The organism is Bradyrhizobium sp. LTSPM299 (assembly GCF_000938235.1).
Classification (GTDB): Bacteria; Pseudomonadota; Alphaproteobacteria; order Rhizobiales; family Xanthobacteraceae; genus Bradyrhizobium.
Window position 1 is genome coordinate 1 of the sequence record NZ_JYMU01000089.1, and the last position, 23,158, is coordinate 23,158.

The following is a 23,158-nucleotide window of genomic DNA, read 5'->3' on the forward strand; positions in this document are numbered from 1 at the left end:
CCCTGGAGAGCATCGACGACAGCGCCAAGGCTTCCTGAAGGATCATCTCCTGTCTGGTGCCTCGGCTGGCGTCGTCGAGAGTGGCCAGCGCCCGTTCACACCAACCCCTGCATTCCCCGAGCAGCCACAGTCCGATGAACAAGGGCGCCGCCCAGGTGGCGAGTCCGATGCCGACGACGACATCGCCATGGTCTGACAGCGCCCATCCGAGCGCTGCCCGCACATTGCCGATATGCGGGGCGTATCCGGAAAGATCATATTCGCCAAACAATGACTGGATGATCTCGTCGTGTTCGAGAAACCTGGAATAAAAGATCGCGTGGCGTCGGGCGATCCGATCCGCTTCGCCACGCTCTGCGAGTTTGGCAGCAGCGTAGGCGCGCGTGGTGTCGAGTAACCGATAGTAGGTCGTTTCGTTGATGACGTTCGTGGATATCAAAAACTTTGCAACCAGGCTCGTGACCGTGTCGATCACATTCGCCTCGTCTGCCTCCGTCTCCGACGCAACGGAGCCGGCGGCCTGACGCGTGAAGGCCCCGACAAAGACTGACAGCCGGCACAGGACCAGCTTCTCGCGATCCGAAAGCAGGCTGTAACTCCAATCGAGCATCGCGTTCAGGGTCTCGTGCCGCGGTAGGGCGGTGCGGCGGCCCTGCCAGAGCAAGCCGAAGCGGTTGTCGAGCAGTTCCGCGGTTCCACGAATCCCAAGGGAGCCAACGCGACTGGCCGCGAGCTCAATCGCAAGTGCCACTCCGTCGAGCCGGCGGCAGCTCCGGGCGACGATCGGCGCATCGATATCGCTCAAGGCGACGTCGTAGCCGCTCGCCGCGGCCCGCTCCATGAAAAGCTGGGCAGCGGGATACCGGAGCGCTTCCGTCGCAGTCAGGCCGGCATCCTCGGGGGGACAATCGAGTGAGTGCAATAGGTGGACATGTTCACCTTCAACCCGAAGGGCTTCGCGGCTGGTCGCCAGGATGTGCGCTTGTGGTGCCTCGCTGACGACGCGTTCAGCCAGCGCGGCCGCAACGCCGATCACGTGCTCGCAACTGTCGAGCACGAGGAGGATCTTCCTGTCGCCAATAAAGGCCAGCAGACCAACGAGCGGGTCCTGGGTTTGCACCATCAACCCGAGTGCCGACGCTATCGCCGTCGGCACGAGTTGGGGATCGGTCAGCGCAGCCAGATCGATGAAGAAGACCGCGTCATGGAAACCATCAATCAGCGTATAAGCGACCGAGATTGCCACGGTCGTTTTGCCGACACCGCCGGGACCGACAATGCTGACGAAGCGCCACTCCTGAAGTTGCTGCGTCAACGCTCTAACGGTGTCATGACGGCCGACCATCCGCGCTAGTCGCGGCGGCAATTTTTGAACTCGCTCTGAGGTAGCGATCCCGGTGACCGGAACCAGTTGCTCGGCGCTCGAGCGTGTAACTGGCGCAACAAAGCAATAGCCCCTGCCGGCAATATTGGATATGTAGCGAGCACCGTCTCGTCCGTCGCCAAGTGCCTTCCGAAGGGCAGCCATTTGAAAGCGGAGGTTGGCTTCCTCCACCGTCACATCCGGCCACGCCGTCGAGATAAGTTCCTTGTGAGTGACGACTTCCCCGGGCCGCTCCGCGAGTGCGATCAGGATGTCGAGCGCGCGGCCACCGAGCGGTATCGGCTTGTCAGCCTTCCTGAGCAACCTCTCGGCCACGAACAGGCTGAATGGGCCAAACGATATGGCGTTTCTGGCCTCCGTCGCGGGCTCCATCATGGCGTGATCTTTCGTAGCCGCCTGACCACCTGGTTTGGAAATAAGCCAAGGATCGGTTCCGCAACAGTCACAATGGAGACTGTCGTTATTGGCTACCAACCTCAGCCCGACAAGCTCTGCGAGTTGCTGCTGCTGACGATAACAAACGGCATCTTACAACAGCTAACAAGCGTTTCCCACGGCTTCTGCGTAAATTCTTACGGTAGGCAGCGGATCGCGGCCGAACCTGATCACCGCAGTGGCAAAGGGTCGACCAGTACACAGAACGTCAAGGAGAATTCAGATGGCTGTTACACCTGACAACGTTCGTGAAGTATTTAAAGGTCTGGAGAACGGCGACGGAGCCGCCTTTTTCACCCACGTGGCCGACGACGTCGATTGGACCGTGATGGGTACTCATCCGGTCGCTATCGCAGCAAGGCAGACTTTATCGCCGGTACCTTTACTCAACTGGGTCAAGTGCTTCCACAGGGAACTCAGCTCCACCTGGAATATCTTATCGCCAAAGGCGACCGGGCAGTGGTCGAACTTCATTCCTTGGCGACGGCTTGTGGAGCTCCGTAAAGCGGCGGCGCCGGAGACCGAGAGCCGAAGCGTCTGGGCGTTTCACCTCATTTGAAACGCTAGGTGATCGAGGACGACGCCAATGCTGAACACCGTTTTGGGTGCACTCCTTCCTATGGTCGTCACCTTCTTGCTCGGCTTCGTGGCGGCATGGCATCACGACCTTGGGCGAAACGACGCCTCAATTCTGAATCGGATGGTGCTGCTTTATGCCGTACCGCTCGCGCTTTTTGCCGGAACCGTCACGACGTCGCGCACAGCACTCAGTCAGGACATCCCGCTGGTCATCGCCTTGTGCCTCGCCATCATTGGTCTCTACGGTGCGGTGTTTCTGCTCTCGCGCATCGTCCTTCGCTTCCCAACGAGTATCAGCGCGCTGCACGCGCTGACGGCTTCCGCGCCAGCAGTGCCCTTCGTGGGTCCAGCCGTCCTCGGTGATCTGTTCGGAGGACTCAGCGCCATTCCGATCGCGATAGCCAGCCTCGTCATCAACCTCACCGTCGTGCCACTCACGATTCTCCTTCTCGCACTGGATACGACTGGGAGAGATCCACGTGAAACCGCGAAGGACACGGAGTATCTGGCATCGCCCGCAACCAAGCTGGCGGAAACGGTCAAACAGCCGATGGTTTGGGTACCCGTTCTCGCTTTCATCATCGTGCTGTGTGGGCTCCGCATTCCTCAGCTCTTGGTCCACTCACTTTCGCTGCTGGGAGGGGCCTCCGGGGGCGTCGCTCTGTTTGCCAGCGGCATCGTGCTCGCATCCGGCAAAATCAAAGCCAACTCGAACGTCTTCTTCCTCGTATTCCTGAAGAACATCCTGCAGCCCGCTCTGGTCTTGGGTGGATTGCGATGGGCCGGATACGGCAATCCCATTGTCAGCGAGGCGGTGCTGGCGACCGCGATTCCAACAATGCCGATAGTAATCATGTTCGCGCTGCAATACCGCGTCGCGCAGGAGGAGGCAGCTTCCGCCGTATTCCTCAGCGTCATCAGCTCGATCGTTACGATGGGGATTTTCATCGCCCTGACTTCTTAAAGACGCCAACCTGTCCACCAAAAAAGGAGATTCTCGTCATGACCCAAGTCGAAGCTCTCGCCAGGTACGCCGCTCGCGCCAAATTCGACGACCTCTCGGCGGAGTCGCGCAAGCAACTGCCGGTTCACATCCTGGATTCGCTGGGCTGCTGCATCGCCGCCCTTGGGGCCGGCCCTGTTCAGGCTTGTCGCGAGCAGATTGCAGAGTTTGGTGGCACCGGCCCGTGCACGCTGATCGGCGGTGGAAGGGCGAACCCGATCTACGCCGCGTTCTGGCACACCGCACTCGTGCGCTACGTCGATATCATGGACAACTTCCTGGCCCAGAGCGAAACCTGCCATACGGCGGACAATTTCGGCGTTGCGCTGACGATTGCCGACTACGTCGACGGCAGCGGCCGAGACCTGATGCTCGGGGTAGCCCTGGGCTACACAGTGCAGTCGCGGTTCGTTGATCAGGCCAACTTCATGACGCGCGGCTTAGACCACACAGCGCAGCTGGCCTTCTCGCACAACGCTGCCGCTGGGCGACTGCTCGGCTTGAGCGAGCAGCAGATTGGCCACGCCATGGCGATGGCCGCGGTCAGCGATGCGTCATTCGCCGTCGTTCGGGCAAAACCGCTGTCGCAATGGAAGGGTCTCGCCTCGGCGCAGTCGGCGCTCGGTGCCATGAACACTTTGTTCCTTGCCCGTCGTGGCGTGGAGGGACCCCTGCAAGTGATCGAGGGCCCACTGGGAATCGACCACCTTCTTGGGATGAAGATCGACATCGACTGGGACAAACAGGGATATGAGGGCGTCACGGAGAGCACCATCAAGAAGTATAACTCCATGATCCACACGCAGTCCGCGGTCCATTGCATGGTCGAGCTGGCCAAGCAGAAAAAAATCGATCCCAACAAGATTGTCTCGATCGAGGCGGAGGTGTTCCAACTCGCTTTCGACTTCGCCGGTGGCGGACTTTACGGCGTGGACAAAGTCATTCGGACCAAGGAACAGGCGGATCACAGCTTGCCGTACCTGCTTTCGGTCGCCCTCATCGATGGCGATGTGACGCCCGCACAATTCAAGCCGGACCGCATCGCCAAGCCCGACGTGCAAGCGCTGTTGAAGAGGGTTTCGACCCGTCCGAACCACGAGTTCACGGCTCTATATCCGCGCAAGATGCCCGCCAAGATCACTATCCGGCTGCAAGATGGGACCGTGATTGAGCACGAGGTCCAAGACTACCCGGGTCTCGCTTCCCGTCCGTTCACATGGGAGGAATCCGTCGAAAAATTCGATGGACTCGTGGTCGGTCGCATCGACGCGGGGTTGAGCCGGGAGATCAAAGACGCCGTGCTTTCGCTCGAAAGCATCCAGGCACGCGACTTGGTGAAACTGCTTAGCCACGCAAAGGCACCCGGCAGAGAGGCCAGTGATGCGGGCCGCAACTTATCCAGAAAGGCAACCGCATGACCGCGCCGATCCGCACTCGAAGCTGGCTGTTCACTCCAGCAACCCGCCCGGAACGCTTTGTGAAGGCTTCCCAAGTCGGCGCCGATGTCGCAATCTTGGATCTCGAGGATGCCGTGGCACCTGGAGACAAGGTGCGCGCCAGGAACACTGCTCTCGATTACCTGGCGGGAAACCCTTCCGATGGTGCGCTACACGCGCTGCGAATCAACGGGCTCGACACGCGCGCGGGTATTTCTGATCTGAACGCGTTGCTCGGATCCACGGCGGCTCCAGACTTTCTCTTACTGCCCAAAACGGAGACGGCCGGCCATCTTGAAATACTCGATCGCCTCCTGACTGCGGCCGGCAAAGCGACCCGTCTCATCGGTTTGATCGAGAGCGCCCGTGGCCTCGCCGCGGTCGAAGCGATCGCGACGGCAACGCCGCGGCTCGCGGGTCTGATGCTGGGTGCGGCGGATATGGCGGCCGACCTGGGCGCGACCGTCGCTTGGGAGCCTCTCGCCTTTGTGCGCTGCCGCCTCATCGCCGCCTGTGCTTTGGCAGGCGCGGTGTCAGTCGATTCGCCGTACTTCGACCTGCATGACGAGCCCGGCCTCAAACGGGAGGTCAACGGCGCGATAACGTTCGGCTTCAGCGCCAAGGCCGCCATTCACCCTGCACAAATCGGCGCAATCAATGCGGCGCTTACGCCGAGTGCCGAAGCGGTGAAAAGAGCCCGCGCGATTCTCGGCGAGAACACCAAGGGAGTCGGCACGGTAGACGGCCAGATGATCGACGAGGCTGTCGCCCGCAAAGCACGCCGCACGCTCCTTTCGGCTGGGCTTCAGGCCTAAGCCAACGACCGCATATTCAATCCCACTGTGATGAAGGAGACAATGTCATGGAAACGATCCTTCCCGCCTATAAGACCGTCGGCTCTCGCCGCTACCGTGAAACCTCCGGCCTCTATTTTGAGGACTTCGAGCCCGGCGACGTGTTCGAGCATCGCCCCGGTCGTACCGTCCTAGACGTCGACAACACCTACTTCACCCTGCTGACCCTCAACATCCAGCAGGTCCATTTTGATGCGGCGTACGCCGCCAAAACCGAGTGGAAGAAGATGCTGGTCGACTCAACCTTCACGCTTGCGTTGCTCACCGGCATGAGCGTGCGCACGGTTAGCGCCAAGGTCGTCGCCAACCTCGGCTGGGACAAGGTGAAGGCGAGCCATCCGGTGTTCGCCGGCGACACGCTCTATGCCGAGAGCACCGTGCTGCATAAGCGTGAGTCCAAGAGCCGACCAACCCAGGGGATCGTCACAGTCCGGACGCGGGGTATTAACCAGGACGACGCCGAGGTGATGAGTTTCGAACGCACCATGCTCGTCCATCGCCGCGGCCATTCGCCGGAAGAAGCCGCCAATTACTGAACGCTTGAATAACGGGAGACACGACGATGGATATCGACGCGCGATACCAATCGAAATTGACCACGCCCGACGAGGCAGTGTCATCCATTCCTTCGGGATCAAAGCTCTCATTCGGTATGGCTATGACCGAGCCACCAGCACTTCTGAAGGCGCTGGCGGATCGTGCCGAAGCCGGCGGTATCGAGAATCTCAATGTCTATTACTTCGAGGCCACCAGCATCGCCGGAAAGACGATCCTTCGCTACGAGCTGAACGACCGCGTCCGCCCGTACTGCATGTTCATCACCGAGACCGAGCGAGCACTGATCAAGCGGGGCGCCGAGGACGGCGACCGCAAGGTCATCAACTATGTGCCCAACAACTTCCATCAGGCACCCCGCCTTCTGATCGAAGAGATCGGCATCGACACCTTCGTTTGCACCGTCTCGCCGATGGACCGCCACGGCTATTTCAGCTTCGGCACCGGCAACGATTATTCGACCAAGGTCGCCCGCGCGGCCAAGCGGCTCATCGTCGAGGTCAACAAGAACATGCCGCGCGTGAATGGTGCTGGGGCGGAGCTCCATGTGTCCGAGGTAGACGCCATTGTCGAGCACGACGTACCGCTGCTCGAGCTCCCTGTACTCGGACCTGCGGCCGAAGATGAAGTGATCGGCCGGACGATCGCGCGCCTGGTGCCCGATGGCGCCTGCTTGCAGATGGGTGTTGGGGCCTTGCCAAACCTCGTCTGTGCTGAACTGAAAGGCCGCAACGATCTCGGTATTCACACCGAGGCATTAAATCCTGGCCTCGTTGATCTCGTGCGCGCCGGGGTAGTCAATAACCGGCGCAAGGCAATTGATCGCGGCAAGACCGTCTTCACTTTCGCCATGGGTCAGAAGGCGATGTACGACTTCTTGAACGACAATCCGGCCGTCGTGAGCGCACCGGTCGACTATGTCAACGACCCACAGATCATTGCGCGGAATGATAATGTCATCTCGATCAACGCCACGATTCAGATCGATTTGACCGGCGCTTGCAACTCCGAGCACATGCTGGGCCACCAGTACAGCGCCTCGGGTGGCCAACTCGATTTCGTGCGCGGCGCCTATGCATCCAAGGGCGGCAGATCGATCATCGCCGCGCGCTCGACCGCAGCGAAGGGCAAATTTTCACGTATCGTGTCTCGGTTGGATGGGCCAGTTACCACGCCACGCATCGACACTCATTACATCGTTACCGAGTTCGGAGCCGTGAATCTCAAGGGCCTGTCCTCGACCGAACGCGCGCTCAGACTGATCGAGCTCGCGCATCCCGAGTTCCGCGACGAGCTGACTCAAGCAGCCAAACATCTTCATCTGGTCTGAGGATAAAAGCGTATCGGCTAATCGACTACGCAGGACCCGCGTGGTCATCGAAGGTCTCACGGCCTTCCACGTTGACTGAGAAGGGAGCGATCATGGCAAAGACGGTGGCTGATCAATTCGCGCAAATCCTTATCGCAGCCGGAGTCAAACGGATTTATGGCATCGTTGGGGATAGCCTCAACGGCCTGACGGATTCAATTCGTCGGCAGGGCAAGATCGAATGGGTGCATGTCAGGCACGAAGAGGTCGCCGCCTTCGCCGCCGGCGCCGAGGCGCATCTGACCGGAGAGCTTGCGGTCTGTGCCGGCAGTTGCGGGCCGGGAAACCTGCATCTCATCAACGGCCTGTTTGACTGTCATCGCTCCCGCGTGCCGGTCCTCGCGATCGCCGCGCAAATCCCATCGAGCGAGATCGGTTCCGGATATTTCCAGGAGACGCATCCGCAGCAGCTGTTCAAGGAGTGCAGTCACTATTGTGAGTTTGTGTCCGGTGCCAATCAGATGCAGCGCACGTTGGAGCTCGCGATCCGTCAAGCTGTCACCAATCGCGGCGTTTCGGTGGTCGTCATCCCCGGCGACGTCGCGTTGCAGCCAGCCGCTCCGGCTGCTGATCCGAACCCTGCGAATCTTCTGCCAGCGCGACCCGCCGTGCCGGCGGCAAATGAAACTCTGGATCGATTGACCGCATTGCTCAACGGAGCGAGCCGCGTGACGATGCTGTGCGGATCTGGCTGCCAAGGAGCGCATGATCAGATCGTAGCTCTCGCCGAGCGTCTCAAGGCACCCGTCGTTCACGCGCTGAAGGGCAAGGAACATGTCGAGTGGGAGAATCCGTATGACGTCGGCATGACCGGGCTCATCGGATTTTCATCGGGCTATTACGCGATGACCGATTGCGACGTCCTGCTCATGCTCGGGACCGATTTCCCCTATCGACAATTCTACCCACGCGGCTCGGGAGTCCGGATCGCCCAGGTCGACTTGAGGGCGGAAGTGATCGGACGCCGAACACCGGTCGATCTCGCGGTAATTGGCGACGTGCGCGCAACTATCGACGCACTCCTGCCGCGCCTCAAGGAGAAGCGAGACGGCACTCATCTCGACCAGGCTCGCGAACATTATCGCAAAGCGCGCAAAGGCCTCGATGAGCTTGCTCGTCCGGCCACCGGCAAGACGCCGATTCACCCCCAGCAGATCGCCAAGGCGATCAGCGAAGTCGCGGCGGAGGATGCAGTGTTCACCTGCGACGTCGGTCTGCCGACGGTCTGGGCAGCCCGTTACCTCGCGATGAACGGCAAACGACGCCTGATCGGATCTTTCTGGCACGGCTCGATGGCCAATGCGATGCCACAGGCGATTGGCGCCCAAGCCGCATTTCCCGGCAGGCAGGTGATCTCGCTCTCGGGAGACGGCGGCTTCACCATGTTGATGGGCGACTTGCTCACTCTCGTGCAGCACCGCCTCCCGGCCAAGGTGGTCGTGTTCAACAACGGCGCGCTCGGCTTCATCGAGCTTGAACAGAAGTCCACGGGCTTTCTCGATTTTGGCACTGAGCTCAAGAATCCGAATTTCGCGGCAATGGCTGCAGCCGTCGGTATTCGCGGCATTCGGATCGAAGACCCCGCCAAGGTCGAGGATGGAATCGCCGCTGCCTTCGCGTATGACGGCCCCGTTCTCATCGATGCGGTCGTCAATCGGACAGAGCTTGCGATGCCACCCGCGGTCACCGTCGAGATGGCGAAGGGCTTCTCGCTCTACATGGTGAAGGCGATCATAGGCGGCCGGGCCGACGAGGTTATCGATCTCGCAGAGACCAATCTCTGGCGTTAGGGGCGCGTCGCACCATGGACATCACGGCGCTCCTTCTCTCGCGGCTGCAGTTTGCGTTTACCGTATCGTTTCACATCATCTTCCCGTCCTTCACGATCGGACTGGCAGCCTGGCTCACCGTGCTGGAATCCCTTCATCTCGCGACGGGGCGCCCGACCTACCGCCTCTTGTTCGAGTTCTGGCTCAAAATCTTCGGTGTGGCTTTCGGATTCGGCGTTGTCTCCGGGATCGTCATGGCATTCGAATTCGGCACCAATTGGAGCGAACTGTCCCGCATGTCCGGACCAGTTCAGGGGCCCTTGCTCGCCTACGAGACCTTCACCGCTTTTGCGTTGGAGGCGACTTTCTTCGGCGTGCTTCTGTTCGGCCGTCAGAGGGTCGCCCCCTGGTTCTATCTGTTTTCGACCGCGATGGTCGCTCTCGGCACCACGCTGTCGGCGTTCTGGATCATGATCAACAACAGCTGGATGCAAGTTCCGGTCGGCTATGTCGTCGAGAACGGCATGTTCGTGCCGAATGATTGGACCAAGATCATCTTCAACTCGGTGGTCTGGTCGCGTTTTCCGCACATGCTGCTTGCCGCTTACCTGACCGGTGCGTTCTGCGTTGCTGCCACCGGCGCGTGGTATGCGCTGCGTGGCACGTTCGCCGCCGAGGCGAAGATTATGCTCCGCATGGGTCTCTATCTGGCCGCCGTGCTCATGCCAATTCAGTTTTTTTTCGGACACCTCAATGGTGAATACATTGTTCGTTACCAACCCTCGAAGATGGCCGCCATCGAGGCGCGATGGCACGATGAACAGCCGGCATCGGAAGTCCTGCTCGCGTGGCCGGACGTTGCGCAGCGGCGCAATCTCTTCGCGATCACCTTGCCGGCGCCCTTCGGCAGCTTGATCGACTCCGACAGTCTCGATGCCGCTGAAGTGGGGCTCGAAAGCATTCCCGAAAACGATTGGCCACCGGTACTCATTCCTTTCTTCGGTTTCAGGATCATGGTCGGCTGCGGCCTGCTCATGTTGGCCTTGGCCTGGACCGGAACGTATCTGAGCCGAGACGGACGTCTCGAGCGCAATAGGCTGGTGCTCTGGGCGACATTCTATAGCTTTCCGCTGCCGTTCATCGCGACTTTGACCGGCTGGTTTACGGCCGAGGTAGGACGCCAGCCCTGGGTCGTCTATGGCGTGCTGAGAACTGCGGACGCGATGACGCCGTTCCTGACGACGCGGGCGGCGACGATTTCTCTCATCGTCTTTTGCGCGATCTACACGTTCATCTTTGCGTTCGGTGTTTTCTACATCTACCGGCTGTTGCGCGCGGGACCGGTCGGGCACCTCGTGCTGCCGCCCGCGGCCGCCATCCCCAACCGCCCCTTCTCGATCGTCCACGAGCCGGTCACTGCGGCCGCCCTTCGCGTTCCGGCGGGAGAATAAGCCATGGTCATGTTCTGGGTAACGCTCCTGGCCGTCAGCATTCTCATCTACGTGTTGCTGGACGGGTTCGACCTGGGCGCTGGCATGCTTTTTGGCGTGGCATCCGACGAGGCGCGACGGCACGCCATTATGAGTGCAGTGGCGCCGGTCTGGGACGGCAACGAGACCTGGCTCGTCGTCTCAGGCGTGATCCTCTGGGGCGCCTTTCCGGTTGTCTATTCGATTTTGATGTCGGCGTTCTATCTTCCAGTCCTCTTGATGCTGGCGGGGCTGATCCTGCGCGGCGTCGCGTTCGAGTTTCGCTACAGGGCCGAGCGGCTACGCTGGATCTGGAGTGCAAGCTTTGCGGGAGGTTCGCTTGTCGCGGCGTTCACCCAGGGCTTGATGGTGGGCGCTCTCGTGCAGGTTCTGCCGATCTCTGACGGCCGATATGTCGGCGGCGAATTCGGATGGTTCAGTCCCTTTGCGGTGTTTTGCGGCATCGGCCTATGTGTGGGTTACGCGCTGCTCGGCACCTGTTGGCTGGTGCGGAAATGCGAGGACGAGGTACGCGACGACGCCTATCGTCTCATCCCTTATCTATCGGCGGCGCTGCTCGTCTTCCTAATCGTCGTGCTCGTCTATGCCCTGGCCGATAACTTCAGGGTCATGACGCGGTGGCTCGATCGGCCCGTTTTGTTCGTCTTCCCCGCGGCCGGCATGTTAGCGGCAATCATGCTCGCCGCCAGCATTCAGCGCAGACAGGATGCACTGCCGTTCCTGATGGTTGCCGTCATTTTCGCGACGGCCTTCGGCACGCTGGCGATCTCGTTTTGGCCCTACATGATTCCGTTTTCGATCACGGTCGAACAGGCGGCCGCCCCCCACTCAAGCCTTGCTTTCATGTTCTGGGGCGCGGGTCTCTTCGTGTTCCCGCTCATGCTGCTTTACACCGCGATCAGCCTGACCGTGTTCAGAGGCAAAGTCGTGACGTCGGCAAAACAGTGAACCGAGGGAGGTACACCATGAGCGCTGAACAAGTCAAAAGGAGCCCGCCCGCACAAGCAACATCGGCTGACTTTCGCAAGCGGGCACAGCATTACCGGTTTGCCTCAGCTTTAACGGATATTCCGCGCGACGCGGCCATGTTCGACGAGCTTGCATCTATGTTCGATCAGATTGCGGTTCGCTTTGGCCGAGCAGAGGCGGAGGGACGAGCCCGATTACAATCCTCAACGTCTATCGTCGCCACAGCCTCGCCAGAAGGCGCAATAGCCCAATAGGAGACGAACCGATGCCCCTCGTTCGCGTTGAACTGCCTGCTGGCAAACCTGCCGAGTATCGAACGGCGGTGGGCGAAGCGATCCAGCAAGCCATGCATGCGACTCTCAAGGTCCCGCTGGGAGAACGATTCCACATCTTCACCGAGCATGCGCCCGTCGACCTTGTGATCAATCAGACCTACCTCGGGATCGAACGCTCCGCTGATGCGATCGTGGTCCAGGTGACGCTGAACGAAGGTCGTGATGCTGAAGTTAAGAGGGGCTTCTACAAAACCCTGGCAGACCGCCTGCGCGAGCGCATTGGGCTGCGTCCGGAGGACCTTGTAGTCAATCTCGTCGAAGTGAAACGCGAAAACTGGTCGTTCGGCAGCGGTGAGGCGCAGCTCGCCTGACGTAAACACTGGGCGCCCCGTCATTCTTCAAAGGAGAGATGTGATGATACGATGTGTGCGGATCTGGACGGCAAAGGATGGTAACTCGCAATTCGAAGAAGGGGCGATCGACCTTCCGAAGGGCGAGCGCGGCGATATTCTCGGCGATAAGATCGTGTCGTCGAGCATCTCGTTCCGCGAGACTAGGTCGGGTGGCACGTTTGCGCCGCATGATGCGCCGACGCGCCAGTTCGTCATCACCCTATCCGGGACGCTTGAGTTCAAGACCGCCAAAAACGAGACCTTCATCATCCGTCCTGGCGACATTTTGCTGGCCGAGGATACGACCGGCACCGGGCATAGCTGGCGGCTGGTGGACGACCAGCCCTGGCGCCGCGCCTATGTGATTCTGGCGCCCAACGTCGCGGCATCCTTCCGCAAAGCGGATCATTGATCTTGTGGTCACAAACGACACGTCACTGCATCCAACGCGTTCGATCTCGAGAGGAGAACTTCCCATGCCGACTTTTGATAATTCGGATACTCCCGACGTCGTTCTGATCGGCGCAGGTATCATGAGCGCGACGCTCGGGACTTTCCTGAAGGAGCTCGAGCCGTCGCTGACCGTTACCATGTTCGAGACGCTTCACGATTGCGCACTCGAGAGCTCCCAGGGCTGGAACAACGCTGGAACCGGCCACGCCGCGAACTGCGAACTGAATTACACGCCGCAGCGCAAGGACGGCAGCGTTGATATCTCCAGGGCGATCGAGGTCAACACCGAGTTCGACCTGTCGCGGCAGCTGTGGTCGTTCCTGGTCAAAAAGGGCGCGATCCCGGACCCGCGCGCTTTCATCAACCCGTGCCCGCACATGAGCTTCGTCTGGGGCGCCGGTAATGTCGCGTTCCTGCGCGAGCGCTTCAAGGAAATGTCCGCCCACCACTGCTATCATGGCATGGAGTACAGCGAGGACCGCAATAAGATTGCGGAATGGGCGCCTCTGATCATGGACGGGCGGGGTGACCAAGAGCCGTTCGCGGCAACCCGCATCATCACCGGTACCGACGTCGACTATGGCGCCCTTACTCACCTGCTCGTCAAACACCTGTCCGATCAGCCCGGCTTTCACCTTCACTATAGTCGCGAGGTTGTTGGTCTGGACCGCGAAGACAACGGACGCTGGCGCGTATCGGTCAAGGACACCAAAGATGGGAACCTCGTAACCGTGTCGGCCAAATTCGTCTTTATCGGAGCAGGCGGTGGCTCCCTGCCGCTGCTGCAGAAGTCGAGAATCCCCGAGAGCAAAGGTTATGGTGGATTCCCCGTCAGTGGCATTTGGCTGCGCTGCGATGTCGACGCCGTCAGTCAACGCCATCATGCCAAGGTCTATGGCAAGGCCGCCTCGGGCTCGCCTCCAATGTCGGTGCCGCACCTCGACACACGCATCATCGGCGGCAAACACTCGCTGCTGTTCGGCCCTTACGCAGGATTCTCCACGCGCTTCCTTAAGCGAGGTGCAATTACCGACCTGTTCACGTCACTGAGCTTCGACAACATCATCCCGCTGCTCGACGTGGCACGCGACAATATCGAGTTGTCGGAATATCTCATTGGCCAGGTCCTGCAGAGTTCGGGTCATCAGTTTGCGATCCTGAAGCAGTTCTTCCCGCGCGCCGTGAAGACCGATTGGAAAGAGGCCGTCGCCGGGGTACGTGTGCAAACCATAAAGCCGCACCAGAGCGAGGGTTGGCCCCATCACGAGATAGGTGATCTTGAGTTCGGCACCGAGCTGGTGGCGGCGAAAGACAAGTCGATCGTGGCCTTGCTGGGTGCTTCGCCGGGAGCCTCGACGGCTGCGTCCATCTCGATCGACGTGCTCAAGAAATGCTTTGGAACCGAGCTGACCGAAGGCGCCTGGTTGTCTCGGCTAAGAGCGATCATCCCGACATACGGGATTGTTCTCAAGACCGACGCGGACGCTTGCCGGCGCGCCCGCGCTGAAACGGCGCGAGTGCTCAAGATCAACGACATCTAAGCAGCTCCGGATCCGCAGCGTCCGCCGGCTCGCGAGAAAGATCCTGCCCATCGGTAGCTTTACGCAGCAATCCCAGGGGAGATCCATGGTCGAGATGAGAAAAGAGACCGATAGCCTCGGAGTGGTCGAGGTGCCGGCGAACAAGCTATGGGGTGCACAGACACAGCGCTCGCTCGAGCATTTCAGTATCGGCAAGGACTTGATGCCCCGTGAAATGATCACGGCATATGCCATCCTGAAGAAGGCCTGTGCCATCGCCAACCACGCTGACAAGCGGCTTGACGATCAGCGATATAAATTGATCGTTCAAGCCTGCGACGAAATACTGGACTGCGAGCACCACGACATGTTTCCGCTGCATGTCTGGATGACCGGCAGCGGCACCCAGTTCAACATGAATGTCAACGAAGTGATCTCCAACCGCTGCTGCCAAATCGCAGGCACGGCTCTTGGCAGCCACGCTCCGGTGCACCCAAACGATCACGTCAATATGGCGCAGTCGTCGAACGACACGTTTCCGTCGGCGATGTATATCGCGGCCGCGGTCAACGTGAAGCAGCGCCTGATACCCGCGGTCACGGCGTTGCGCGATGCCATCGCCGCGAAATCGCAAGCGTGGAACGACATCGTCAAGATCGGGCGCACCCACATGCAGGACGCCACGCCGCTGACCCTGGGTCAGGAATGGTCCGGTTATGCCGGAATGTTGTCGGAGGCCCTGGAGTGGCTCGAGACATCCCTGCAAGGCGTGTATCGTCTCGCGCTCGGTGGCACGGCGGTCGGAACCGGCATCAATTCGGCGCCGGGCTTTGCCGAGGCGGCGGCGGCCGAGATCGCCAGACTGACAGGACTGCCATTTGTCACCGCACCTAACAAGTTCACTGTGCAGGGCGCCCACGACGCGCTGGTTCAACTCTCTGGAACGCTGCGTACGCTCGCGGTATCGCTCTACAAGATCGCCAATGACATTCGTCTGATGTCCTGCGGACCGCGCGCCGGATTTGCCGAATTGGAGATCCCCGAGAACGAGCCGGGCTCCTCGATCATGCCGGGCAAGGTCAACCCAACCCAGTGTGAAGCCCTGACGATGATCGCGGTGCAGGTGATGGCTAATGACGTCGCGGTAGGTTTTGGCGGCGCCAGCGGCTACCTCGAAATGAACGTCTACAAGCCGCTGATGATCTTCAACATCACACACTCCATCACGATCATGAACGATGGCTGCGTGAACTTCCGGAAGTTCCTGATCGAGGGCACCAAGCCTAACCTGAAGAAGATCAATTCATACGTCGAGCGCTCGCTGATGCTCGTCACGGCACTTTCCCCGGTCATCGGCTACGATAAGGCGTCGAAGATGGCCCACTACGCCATGGACAATGATGTCACATTGAAAGCCGCGGCATTGAAACTGGGCTTTGTCACGGAGGCCGAATTCGACCGGGTCGTCGATCCGAAGAAAATGGTGAAGCCCTCTGTCGCAAGTGACGCACCAGAGCGGCCGGCACGATCATGAATGGGCGGATCGACAGAGTCATCGATCTCACGGGGGCGAATCTGTGGCGCTAATTTTGATGCTTCCGCGCTATCGGGAGGACTAAAGATGGTGGACACCGTCGACAAGGGCGCGCTGGTGCCGGACCGCAAGGCGGTTAGCCGATGGGAGGCGGTTTTGGTGAACGCTGCGCGGACCTCCGGCCCGCCGATGCTGTTCGGTCTGCGACTGTGGGCCTCCGTCTGTCTTGCTCTCTACGTCGCGTTCTGGCTGGAGCTCGACAACGCTTCTTGGGCCGGCACGTCCGCCGCGCTGGTGTGCCAACCGCTTCTCGGGGCGTCGCTTCGCAAGGGATGGTTTCGCATGATCGGCACCTTGGTAGGCGCGGTCGCGATCATAGTGCTGACAGCGTGTTTCCCGCAAAACCGCGCCGGTTTTCTCATAGGCTTGGCGCTTTGGGGGGCGGTCTGCGCGCTTGTTGCCACGCTGTTGGGCAATTTCGCGAGCTACGCAGCAGCACTGGCCGGCTACACGGCCGCGATCATTGCCGGCGATGAGCTGGGCGCTACCGGCGGCGTCAATGGCGAAGCCTTCACGCTCGCTATCACCCGCGTCAGCGAGATCTGGATCGGCATTGTGTGCGCAGGCATCGTCCTCGCCGGGAGTGATTTCGGTGCTGCTCCACGGCGGCTCGCCGCACTGCTCGCGGGCTTGTCAACCCAAATCACGAGCAAGTTCGGCTCCGCATTGACGCTGGCCGGTTCGGAGCTGTCGGACATGCAGCCGGTTCGACGCGAACTCGTACGACAGGTCATCGCGCTCGACCCAGTGATCGACCAGGCGATCGGAGAATCCTCGAAGCTTCGCTATCATTCGTGGGTGCTGCAGGCGACAAAGGACGGTCTGTTTGAGGCTCTGGCCGGTTGGTCGGCCGTAGTGTGGCGGCTCGCGCGCTTGCCGGATGACACGGCTCGGCAGGAAGCCGATGCCGTGCTGAACAGCGTGCCGATGGCGCTGCGGTCCGCGTCACCGCAGGGCGATGCGACATCCTGGATAACCGACCCGGTCGGAATGGGCCACCTGTGTGAAGCGGCGGTGCGACGGCTGATCGCCATGCCGGCGGGCACGCCGTCGCAACGGCTAATGGCCGACCAAACCGCCCGATTGCTTGCTGGCTTGTCCGATGTCCTTGACGGACTGGCGTTGCTGATCGCCGACCCTGTTCGTCACCAAGATCACCGCCGCCGCGCAAGATTCTACGTGCCCGATTGGCTGCCGGCGCTCGTCAATGCTGGGCGCGCATTCGTGACCATTGGGGCGGTTGAGGTCTTCTGGATAATCAACGCTTGGCCAAACGGGGCGTTGGCCATCACCTTTACGGCGATTTCGGTCATCATCTTCGCGCCGAAAGCCGATGTGGCCTACGCGGTAGCGATGAGCTTCACGGTGGGGGTAGGCCTTGCCGCGGTTTGCGCCGCAATCGTTGCATTTGCGGGCTTACCGAATGTAGAGACCTTCGCCGGCTTCAGCATCGTGATGGGACTCTTTTTGGTTCCGGCGGGTGCCCTGATGGCCCAATCATCGCAGGCAACGATGTTTGCCGCCCTGGCCGGCAATTTCGTGCCGTTGCTCGCGCCGGCCAACCAGACGAGCTACGACACCGTGCAATTCTACAACGCCGCGCTGGCGATCGTTCTGGGCTGCGGCGCTGCGGCGCTGTCGTTTCGCCTGCTCCCACCGCTGTCACCGGCACTGCGGAGCCGACGGCTGCTCGCGCTGACCTTGCGCGACCTGCGCCGCCTCGCGACGTCTGGCGCGCGGCGGCCACGAGTCGATTGGGAAGGGCATGTGTACAGCCGCCTCGCGGCGTTGCCGGACCAAGCCGAGCCGCTGCAGCGGGCGCAGCTCCTGACGGCGCTGTTGGTCGGGACCGAGATTATCCATCTTCGTCGCATCGTACCTCAACTAGGCCTGGTCTCGGAGCTCGGCTCTGCGCTCGCGGCCCTCGCGCAAGGTAACAACGTTACTGCAATAGCAGGGCTGACCGCACTCGATCAACGGCTTGCGTTACTCGAGACGGGCGAGCCGCAGACCTCGCTTATGCAGCGAGAGCGCGGCCGACTCCTCGTGATCTGCGACGCCTTGGTCCAACATCGCTCTTATTTCGACGCAGGAGCATCAGCTTGAAGTTTGTCGAGGTCAATCTGCTCGGCGTCTACGTTGCGCCGATCTCGGTAATGATGGCGGCTGCATGGTTCGTCACCGTCGTCTTGCGCAGGGTCACGGGCCGCTTTGGCTTGCTGGCCTACGTCTGGCATCCGGCGCTGTTCGTGTTCGCTGTGTACATCATCGTGCTGTCGTCAATCGTCCTCGTCATTTCACGCTGAGGCCGCCATGTCCGATCCTGAAACCAAACTGTCCGATGCTGAAGCCAAACCGGAGCGCAAGAATGGTGATCTTCACGTCGTCCGCTCGGCAGAGCCAGCCGTCCGCAAAATGCGCAAGGCGCCGATCCTAACCGTCCCGCTTTTGATCACGCTCGCCACGACCGTGTTTGCCGTGGTTCTCGGCTGGACGATGTGGGACGCGTATATGACGGCGCCGTGGACACGCGACGGCACGGTGCGCACCTATGTCGTCACCATGGCGCCGGAGGTCGCAGGACGCATCGTCGAGCTATCGGCCGCCGACAATCAGTTCGTGCACAAGGGCGATTTGCTGCTGGTAATCGATCCAACTAACTACAAGATCGCCCTCCAGTTGGCCGATGCAGCGGTCGATCAGGCTCAGGCCACGGCCCAGAATGCACAGCGCGAGGCAGAACGCCGGCTCAAACTCGACGACCTGTCAGTCTCGGTGGAGCAGAAACAGATCTTCAAGTCGAACGCCGTCGCGGCCCAGGCGCAATATCAGCAGGCAGTCGCCAACCGCGATCAGGCCAAGGTTAACCTGGAGCGCACCCAGATCCGTTCTCCGGTGAATGGCTGGGTGACCAATCTCCTGGCGCAGCTGGGTGACTATGCCACCGTTGGACGGAACGAGATCTCGATCGTCGACGCCGATTCCTTCTGGGTCGATGCATATTTTGAGGAAACGCAACTTGCCTCCATGCAGGAGGGCGATCCTGCCGAGATCAAATTGATGAGCTACCGCCAGATCGTTCGCGGTAGGGTCGGCAGCGTCGCGCGTGGCATCAACGTCTCAAACGCGCAACCTGACCAGCAAGGGCTTGCGACGGTGAACCCAGTCTTCACTTGGGTACGGCTTGCTCAACGCGTGCCGGTGCACATCGGGATTGATCAGGTACCTTATGGCGTTCGCCTGGTCGCTGGCATGACGGCGACGGTCCAGGTCGACGCGCGACCTGGGCGGCCGTCGAATTGAGTAGCCGGCTTGCCGCCCCAGCTCAAGTTGGCGCGCTTGCCGGCCGGCGGAATTGGCCTCGAAGTTGCGCAGCGCAACGAAAGACCGTGGCACGTACCCAGAAAGTGTAAGTTATCAATCGGCGTCCAAAAAGTGATCCCTGATCTGCGTCTTATCGACAGGAGACATCGAATGCCAACCAGCACGATCGACTCGCTAGTATTCCGCAATATGTTCGGTGACCGGGGAGTTCGGCAGATATGGTCGGACGAGTATCGCACGCAATGCTACCTAGACTGGGAAGCGGCGCTCGCTCGTGCCCAGGCGGGACTCGGTCTCATTCCACAAGACGCCGCCACCGAGATCAACTGCGTCTGCAAGGTCGAAAATATCGACTTCGCCAGGCTGGAGGAGGAATCACTCAACATCGGCTATCCGGTGCTGGGCGTCGTCCATCAGATCGGCCATCTGTGCCGTGGTGAAGCGGGCAACTGGTGCCATTGGGGCGCGACCACACAGGATGTCACTGATTCAGCGACCGTCCTCCAGATCCGTGCCTCTTTCGACATTATCGCGAACAAGCTGGATGAGGCGATCGCAGCTACTGCCAACCTAGCGCACGATTATCGCGACCTGCCCATGGCGGGCCGCAGCAACCTTCAGCAGGCAGTGCCGATCACGTTCGGCTTCAAGATGGCAAGGCTGCTCGCCACCTTGCTGCGTCATCGCGATCGTCTCAAGGAGATCAGGCCTCGCATTGAGGTGTTCGAATTTGGGGGCGCCTGCGGCACGCTCGCCTCGCTGGGCGAAAAGGGTCTGGCGGTCCAGGAGGCGCTCGCGCGCGAACTCGGCTTAGCTCAGCCCGATATTGCCTGGCACACGGAGCGCGATCGTATCGCCGAGGCAGGCTGTTTTCTAGGTCTCCTGACAGGCACGCTCGCAAAGTTCGCGACCGACCTGAAGTTGATGATGCAAACGGAGGTCGGCGAAGCCAGCGAGCCGTTCGCCGCCAACCGCGGCTCCTCTTCGACTATGCCGCAAAAGCGCAATCCGATCTCCTGCGTCTATATCACGGCCTGCGCGGCCTCAGTACGGCAGTCGGTAGCAGCACTGCTCACCGCCATGGATGAGGATCATGAGCGCGCCACCGGGCCCTGGGAAATCGAATGGATCACGCTGCCCAGCATCTTCACGCTGGCGGCCGGTGCGCTCAATCAGGCCGTGTTTGTCCTTAAGGGTCTTGAGGTGCATCCTGACCGCATGCGGGCAAACCTCGATGCCACGCACGGCCTCATCGTGTCGGAAGCCGTGATGATGGGCCTCGCCCCGGCGCTCGGTCGCGACGAGGCGCATGATCTTGTCTACGACCTTTGCCGTAAGTCGCTGGAGCAGGATCGGCCGCTGGCGGACTTGCTCGCCGAGCGGCAGACGGTCATGGCGCACCTATCTCGAGACGAGATTCAAGCACTGACCGACCCGGCGAACTACCTCGGGCTCGCGGGCGTGATGACCGATAAGGTGCTCGTCTTCGCTTCGCATGCAGCATCTCGTTCTGTTTTAAGGAGATAGACCATGCGCACCGCGAGGAATGATCGGTTTAGCGCCCCAATGTTCACGGTTCCATCGGTCGCAGAGAAATAATCTGTCGAGAGAAGAGCAACATGACAATCGAAACGCTCGGGGACATCGAGTGTGCGGTAGTGCACATCGCGGACACCTCCAGCTCACACGTGGAGAAGCTTCATGACGTCGGCAGCAGAACTCAAACGCCTCATCGGCCAGCGCAAAGCCATCACGGTGCCCGGCACAGCGAACGCGCTGTTCGCGCGCGTGATCCAGGATCTCGGATATGAGATCGTCTACGTAACCGGCGCCGGCGTCGCAAATAAAGACCGATGTCCGGGACGCCCAGACTCATTGCGGGGTGCCTATGCGGCGCTTGGATCGCTCAAAAAGGAAGGCGACCTGAGCGCGGCGGGCGACCTTCTGGCCTCCTTCGAGGAACGATAGCGCTCCGTGGCGAAGCATGAATGGGATGCGCTCGAAGCAGGCTATCGCTTACCCGGTTTCCCAAGGATCGGAAATGACCACTGAGAAGAAGGAAGCGCTGATAACATCAATTGGCTTTTCGGACAGTCGATCCGGCGATGGAATGCATCGGCTTCCTACAATGTGCTCAAGCCAGTTCTGCGAGCCATTTCATGATGCTTCTAGTGTTGAGGGGGCGCTACGGTCTCAGGGTGCGATCATGCATTCGCGCATTCGAATTGTTGGCGGGATTTGCTCTGGCGTTGTTGCCGTCATGTGTACGGCAATCCCCTTGCTGTTGGCGCAGGATAGGTCAAGACCGTTTTCGGCGACGACTCTCGCCGCGATTGCCCGCGTGGAAGCCGAAATCGATCGCATCGAAGCAGATGCCCTGGCGCGGGTGAGATCCGTCCCCGACAATCAGGTCCAGCAGATCGAGCTGCTCGGAAAGCTGATGCTCTTCGACAAGGAGCTCTCGGTCAATCGCAACGAGGCCTGTGCATTCTGTCACACACCGGAGACCGGGTTTACTGGGCCGGTCTCAGAACTCAACCGGACCACTGGTTCATACCCCGGATCCGTCCGGACCCGTTTCAGCGAACGCAAGCCGCAGACCCATACCTATGCGCCGCTCGCTCCCGTGTTGCACTACAACGAGGGTCAGGACGATCTGGTGGGCGGCAACTTCTGGGATATGCGGGCGACCGGGCGACGTCTTGGCAATCCGGCGGCCGAACAGGCCGAAGGTCCGCCAACCAATCCGGTCGAGATGGGCCTTCCCGACCTCGCATGCTCGGTCTATCGCGCTTCGCAACGACCTTATCGTGGTCTGTTCGAAGCCGTGTGGGGCCCCCAAGCATTCGCGATTGCGTGGCCGGTAGACGTCGAGCAGGTCTGCAACACTCCCGGTCCGCCGCCGGCGAACGATCCGACGCCCGTGCGTTTGAGTGCGGTGGATCGCGGTCGCGCCGCCGGTACGTTCGACCAAATGGCGCAATCGATCGCCAGCTACGAAGCGTCCCACGAAGTCACTGCATTTTCATCGAAGTACGATGCCGTGCGCGCCGGCAAAGCACAGTTTACGCCGCAGGAAAGACAGGGCTACGACGTCTTTCGCGGGAAGGGCAGGTGTAACGATTGTCATCGCGACGGCGGACCTGGAGAAGATCCACTGTTTACGGATTTTACCGCGAGCAATATTGGTACGCCGGCCAATCCGGACCTTCCTTACTATTCAGAAAGCGTCTCGGACGATCGCGGTTACGTCGCAAACAAGGAGGGCTCCGGATTTGTCGATGGCGGCGTCGGGGCTTTCCTCTCGAACGGCCATCCGCTCAGTCAACCATCTTCCGTCGATGCGCGCTGGAAGTCATTGGCGTCGCAGAACCGCGGCAGATTCCAGGTCCCGACACTGCGCAACGTCGACAAGCGGCCTTCGTCAGACTTTGTCAAAGCGTATGGACATAATGGCTACTTCAAGAGCCTCAAGGAGATCGTCCATTTCTACAATACACGCGACGTGTTGCCGCGCTGTGCACCGCGTGATCCTCGCGAAGGGACCGGTTGCTGGCCGGCGCCAGAGACCACCGAAAACGTGAACAAGAGCAAGACTGGGAACCTGGATCTGACTGAGCAGGAAGAGAACGTGTTAGTGGCCTTCATGCAAACATTGACCGATGGATATGCCCCGTCCCAGAAATAAGGTCATCGTCCTCAACCATTCCCGGGCCGCCCGCAGCACGACTAACACAATCTAACAACGTCAAAGCGG

Annotated in this window: 21 protein-coding genes; 20 read left to right on the forward strand and 1 reads right to left on the reverse strand. The window is 60.4% G+C overall.

The window, feature by feature from the left end:
• On the reverse strand, positions 1–1,759 hold a 1,759-nt coding region (locus tag UP10_RS38600; protein WP_197087013.1), incomplete at its 3' end, for an ATP-binding protein.
• A gap of 283 nt (positions 1,760–2,042) precedes the next feature.
• On the opposite strand from UP10_RS38600, the gene UP10_RS38605 reads away from it, so the two are divergent.
• The 20 genes from UP10_RS38605 to UP10_RS38695 all read left to right on the forward strand — a co-directional run bounded on the left by UP10_RS38605 (position 2,043) and on the right by UP10_RS38695 (position 23,089).
• On the forward strand, positions 2,043–2,378 hold the full coding sequence (locus tag UP10_RS38605) for a nuclear transport factor 2-like protein (RefSeq protein WP_197087014.1): 336 nt from the start codon (positions 2,043–2,045) through the stop codon (positions 2,376–2,378).
• A gap of 27 nt (positions 2,379–2,405) precedes the next feature.
• Positions 2,406–3,362 carry an AEC family transporter gene (locus UP10_RS38610; RefSeq protein ID WP_044592411.1) on the forward strand — a complete coding sequence of 319 codons (957 nt, stop codon included), beginning with the start codon at positions 2,406–2,408 and terminating at the stop codon, positions 3,360–3,362.
• Between the two features lie 38 nt (positions 3,363–3,400).
• Positions 3,401–4,819 carry an MmgE/PrpD family protein gene (locus tag UP10_RS38615; RefSeq protein WP_044592412.1) on the forward strand — a complete coding sequence of 473 codons (1,419 nt, stop codon included), beginning with the start codon at positions 3,401–3,403 and terminating at the stop codon, positions 4,817–4,819.
• Positions 4,816–5,652, forward strand: coding sequence for an itaconate degradation C-C-lyase RipC (gene ripC, locus UP10_RS38620; protein WP_044592413.1), 837 nt, complete (start codon positions 4,816–4,818; stop codon positions 5,650–5,652). Before UP10_RS38615 ends, ripC begins: the two co-directional genes overlap by 4 nt.
• A 47-nt stretch (positions 5,653–5,699) precedes the next feature.
• Positions 5,700–6,227, forward strand: coding sequence for a (R)-specific enoyl-CoA hydratase RipB/Ich (gene ripB / locus UP10_RS38625; RefSeq protein WP_044592414.1), 528 nt, complete (start codon positions 5,700–5,702; stop codon positions 6,225–6,227).
• A 26-nt stretch (positions 6,228–6,253) separates the two neighbouring features.
• Positions 6,254–7,576 (forward strand): acetyl-CoA hydrolase/transferase family protein, encoded by a 1,323-nt coding sequence (locus tag UP10_RS38630; RefSeq protein ID WP_044592415.1) that lies wholly within the window; start codon positions 6,254–6,256, stop codon positions 7,574–7,576.
• A gap of 92 nt (positions 7,577–7,668) precedes the next feature.
• Positions 7,669–9,405 carry a ubiquinone-dependent pyruvate dehydrogenase gene (gene poxB / locus UP10_RS38635; protein ID WP_044592431.1) on the forward strand — a complete coding sequence of 579 codons (1,737 nt, stop codon included), beginning with the start codon at positions 7,669–7,671 and terminating at the stop codon, positions 9,403–9,405.
• 14 nt (positions 9,406–9,419) lie between these two features.
• The gene (locus UP10_RS38640; RefSeq protein ID WP_044592416.1) at positions 9,420–10,835 is read left to right on the forward strand and encodes a cytochrome ubiquinol oxidase subunit I; all 1,416 of its coding nucleotides are present in this window, start codon (positions 9,420–9,422) and stop codon (positions 10,833–10,835) included.
• A 3-nt stretch (positions 10,836–10,838) separates the two neighbouring features.
• Positions 10,839–11,822, forward strand: coding sequence for a cytochrome d ubiquinol oxidase subunit II (locus UP10_RS38645; protein WP_044592417.1), 984 nt, complete (start codon positions 10,839–10,841; stop codon positions 11,820–11,822).
• A 17-nt stretch (positions 11,823–11,839) separates the two neighbouring features.
• Positions 11,840–12,097 (forward strand): hypothetical protein, encoded by a 258-nt coding sequence (locus tag UP10_RS44945; protein ID WP_156180703.1) that lies wholly within the window; start codon positions 11,840–11,842, stop codon positions 12,095–12,097.
• 11 nt (positions 12,098–12,108) lie between these two features.
• The gene (locus tag UP10_RS38650; RefSeq protein ID WP_044592418.1) at positions 12,109–12,489 is read left to right on the forward strand and encodes a tautomerase family protein; all 381 of its coding nucleotides are present in this window, start codon (positions 12,109–12,111) and stop codon (positions 12,487–12,489) included.
• A 43-nt stretch (positions 12,490–12,532) separates the two neighbouring features.
• Complete coding sequence (locus tag UP10_RS38655) at positions 12,533–12,922, forward strand: AraC family ligand binding domain-containing protein (RefSeq protein ID WP_044592419.1); 390 nt, start codon at positions 12,533–12,535, stop codon at positions 12,920–12,922.
• A gap of 64 nt (positions 12,923–12,986) precedes the next feature.
• Positions 12,987–14,504 (forward strand): malate dehydrogenase (quinone), encoded by a 1,518-nt coding sequence (gene mqo, locus UP10_RS38660; RefSeq protein ID WP_044592420.1) that lies wholly within the window; start codon positions 12,987–12,989, stop codon positions 14,502–14,504.
• Between the two features lie 85 nt (positions 14,505–14,589).
• Positions 14,590–16,017, forward strand: a complete 1,428-nt coding sequence (fumC, locus tag UP10_RS38665; RefSeq protein WP_044592421.1) for a class II fumarate hydratase — start codon at positions 14,590–14,592, stop codon at positions 16,015–16,017.
• Between the two features lie 87 nt (positions 16,018–16,104).
• Positions 16,105–18,183, forward strand: a complete 2,079-nt coding sequence (locus UP10_RS38670; RefSeq protein ID WP_044592422.1) for an FUSC family protein — start codon at positions 16,105–16,107, stop codon at positions 18,181–18,183.
• Positions 18,180–18,383 carry a DUF1656 domain-containing protein gene (locus UP10_RS38675; protein WP_044592423.1) on the forward strand — a complete coding sequence of 68 codons (204 nt, stop codon included), beginning with the start codon at positions 18,180–18,182 and terminating at the stop codon, positions 18,381–18,383. Before UP10_RS38670 ends, UP10_RS38675 begins: the two co-directional genes overlap by 4 nt.
• A gap of 109 nt (positions 18,384–18,492) precedes the next feature.
• Positions 18,493–19,380, forward strand: coding sequence for an efflux RND transporter periplasmic adaptor subunit (locus UP10_RS38680; protein ID WP_044592432.1), 888 nt, complete (start codon positions 18,493–18,495; stop codon positions 19,378–19,380).
• Between the two features lie 171 nt (positions 19,381–19,551).
• Complete coding sequence (gene pcaB / locus UP10_RS38685; RefSeq protein ID WP_044592424.1) at positions 19,552–20,928, forward strand: 3-carboxy-cis,cis-muconate cycloisomerase; 1,377 nt, start codon at positions 19,552–19,554, stop codon at positions 20,926–20,928.
• A gap of 174 nt (positions 20,929–21,102) precedes the next feature.
• Positions 21,103–21,369 (forward strand): hypothetical protein, encoded by a 267-nt coding sequence (locus tag UP10_RS38690; protein WP_044592425.1) that lies wholly within the window; start codon positions 21,103–21,105, stop codon positions 21,367–21,369.
• 238 nt (positions 21,370–21,607) lie between these two features.
• Positions 21,608–23,089 (forward strand): cytochrome-c peroxidase, encoded by a 1,482-nt coding sequence (locus tag UP10_RS38695; protein WP_197087015.1) that lies wholly within the window; start codon positions 21,608–21,610, stop codon positions 23,087–23,089.
• The last annotated feature ends 69 nt before the right edge of the window (positions 23,090–23,158 follow it).

Coding starts and splice junctions, on each gene's coding strand:
- UP10_RS44945 (WP_156180703.1), top strand. CDS start 11,840: ATGAGCGCTGAACAAGTCAAAAGGAGCCCGCCCGCACAAGCAACATCG.
- poxB (WP_044592431.1), top strand. CDS start 7,669: ATGGCAAAGACGGTGGCTGATCAATTCGCGCAAATCCTTATCGCAGCC.
- UP10_RS38690 (WP_044592425.1), top strand. CDS start 21,103: ATGACGTCGGCAGCAGAACTCAAACGCCTCATCGGCCAGCGCAAAGCC.
- UP10_RS38615 (WP_044592412.1), top strand. CDS start 3,401: ATGACCCAAGTCGAAGCTCTCGCCAGGTACGCCGCTCGCGCCAAATTC.
- pcaB (WP_044592424.1), top strand. CDS start 19,552: ATGCCAACCAGCACGATCGACTCGCTAGTATTCCGCAATATGTTCGGT.
- UP10_RS38610 (WP_044592411.1), top strand. CDS start 2,406: ATGCTGAACACCGTTTTGGGTGCACTCCTTCCTATGGTCGTCACCTTC.
- UP10_RS38695 (WP_197087015.1), top strand. CDS start 21,608: ATGCATTCGCGCATTCGAATTGTTGGCGGGATTTGCTCTGGCGTTGTT.
- ripB (WP_044592414.1), top strand. CDS start 5,700: ATGGAAACGATCCTTCCCGCCTATAAGACCGTCGGCTCTCGCCGCTAC.
- UP10_RS38630 (WP_044592415.1), top strand. CDS start 6,254: ATGGATATCGACGCGCGATACCAATCGAAATTGACCACGCCCGACGAG.
- UP10_RS38640 (WP_044592416.1), top strand. CDS start 9,420: ATGGACATCACGGCGCTCCTTCTCTCGCGGCTGCAGTTTGCGTTTACC.
- UP10_RS38650 (WP_044592418.1), top strand. CDS start 12,109: ATGCCCCTCGTTCGCGTTGAACTGCCTGCTGGCAAACCTGCCGAGTAT.
- UP10_RS38670 (WP_044592422.1), top strand. CDS start 16,105: ATGGTGGACACCGTCGACAAGGGCGCGCTGGTGCCGGACCGCAAGGCG.
- UP10_RS38680 (WP_044592432.1), top strand. CDS start 18,493: ATGCGCAAGGCGCCGATCCTAACCGTCCCGCTTTTGATCACGCTCGCC.
- UP10_RS38655 (WP_044592419.1), top strand. CDS start 12,533: ATGATACGATGTGTGCGGATCTGGACGGCAAAGGATGGTAACTCGCAA.
- mqo (WP_044592420.1), top strand. CDS start 12,987: ATGCCGACTTTTGATAATTCGGATACTCCCGACGTCGTTCTGATCGGC.
- UP10_RS38645 (WP_044592417.1), top strand. CDS start 10,839: ATGGTCATGTTCTGGGTAACGCTCCTGGCCGTCAGCATTCTCATCTAC.
- fumC (WP_044592421.1), top strand. CDS start 14,590: ATGGTCGAGATGAGAAAAGAGACCGATAGCCTCGGAGTGGTCGAGGTG.
- ripC (WP_044592413.1), top strand. CDS start 4,816: ATGACCGCGCCGATCCGCACTCGAAGCTGGCTGTTCACTCCAGCAACC.
- UP10_RS38605 (WP_197087014.1), top strand. CDS start 2,043: ATGGCTGTTACACCTGACAACGTTCGTGAAGTATTTAAAGGTCTGGAG.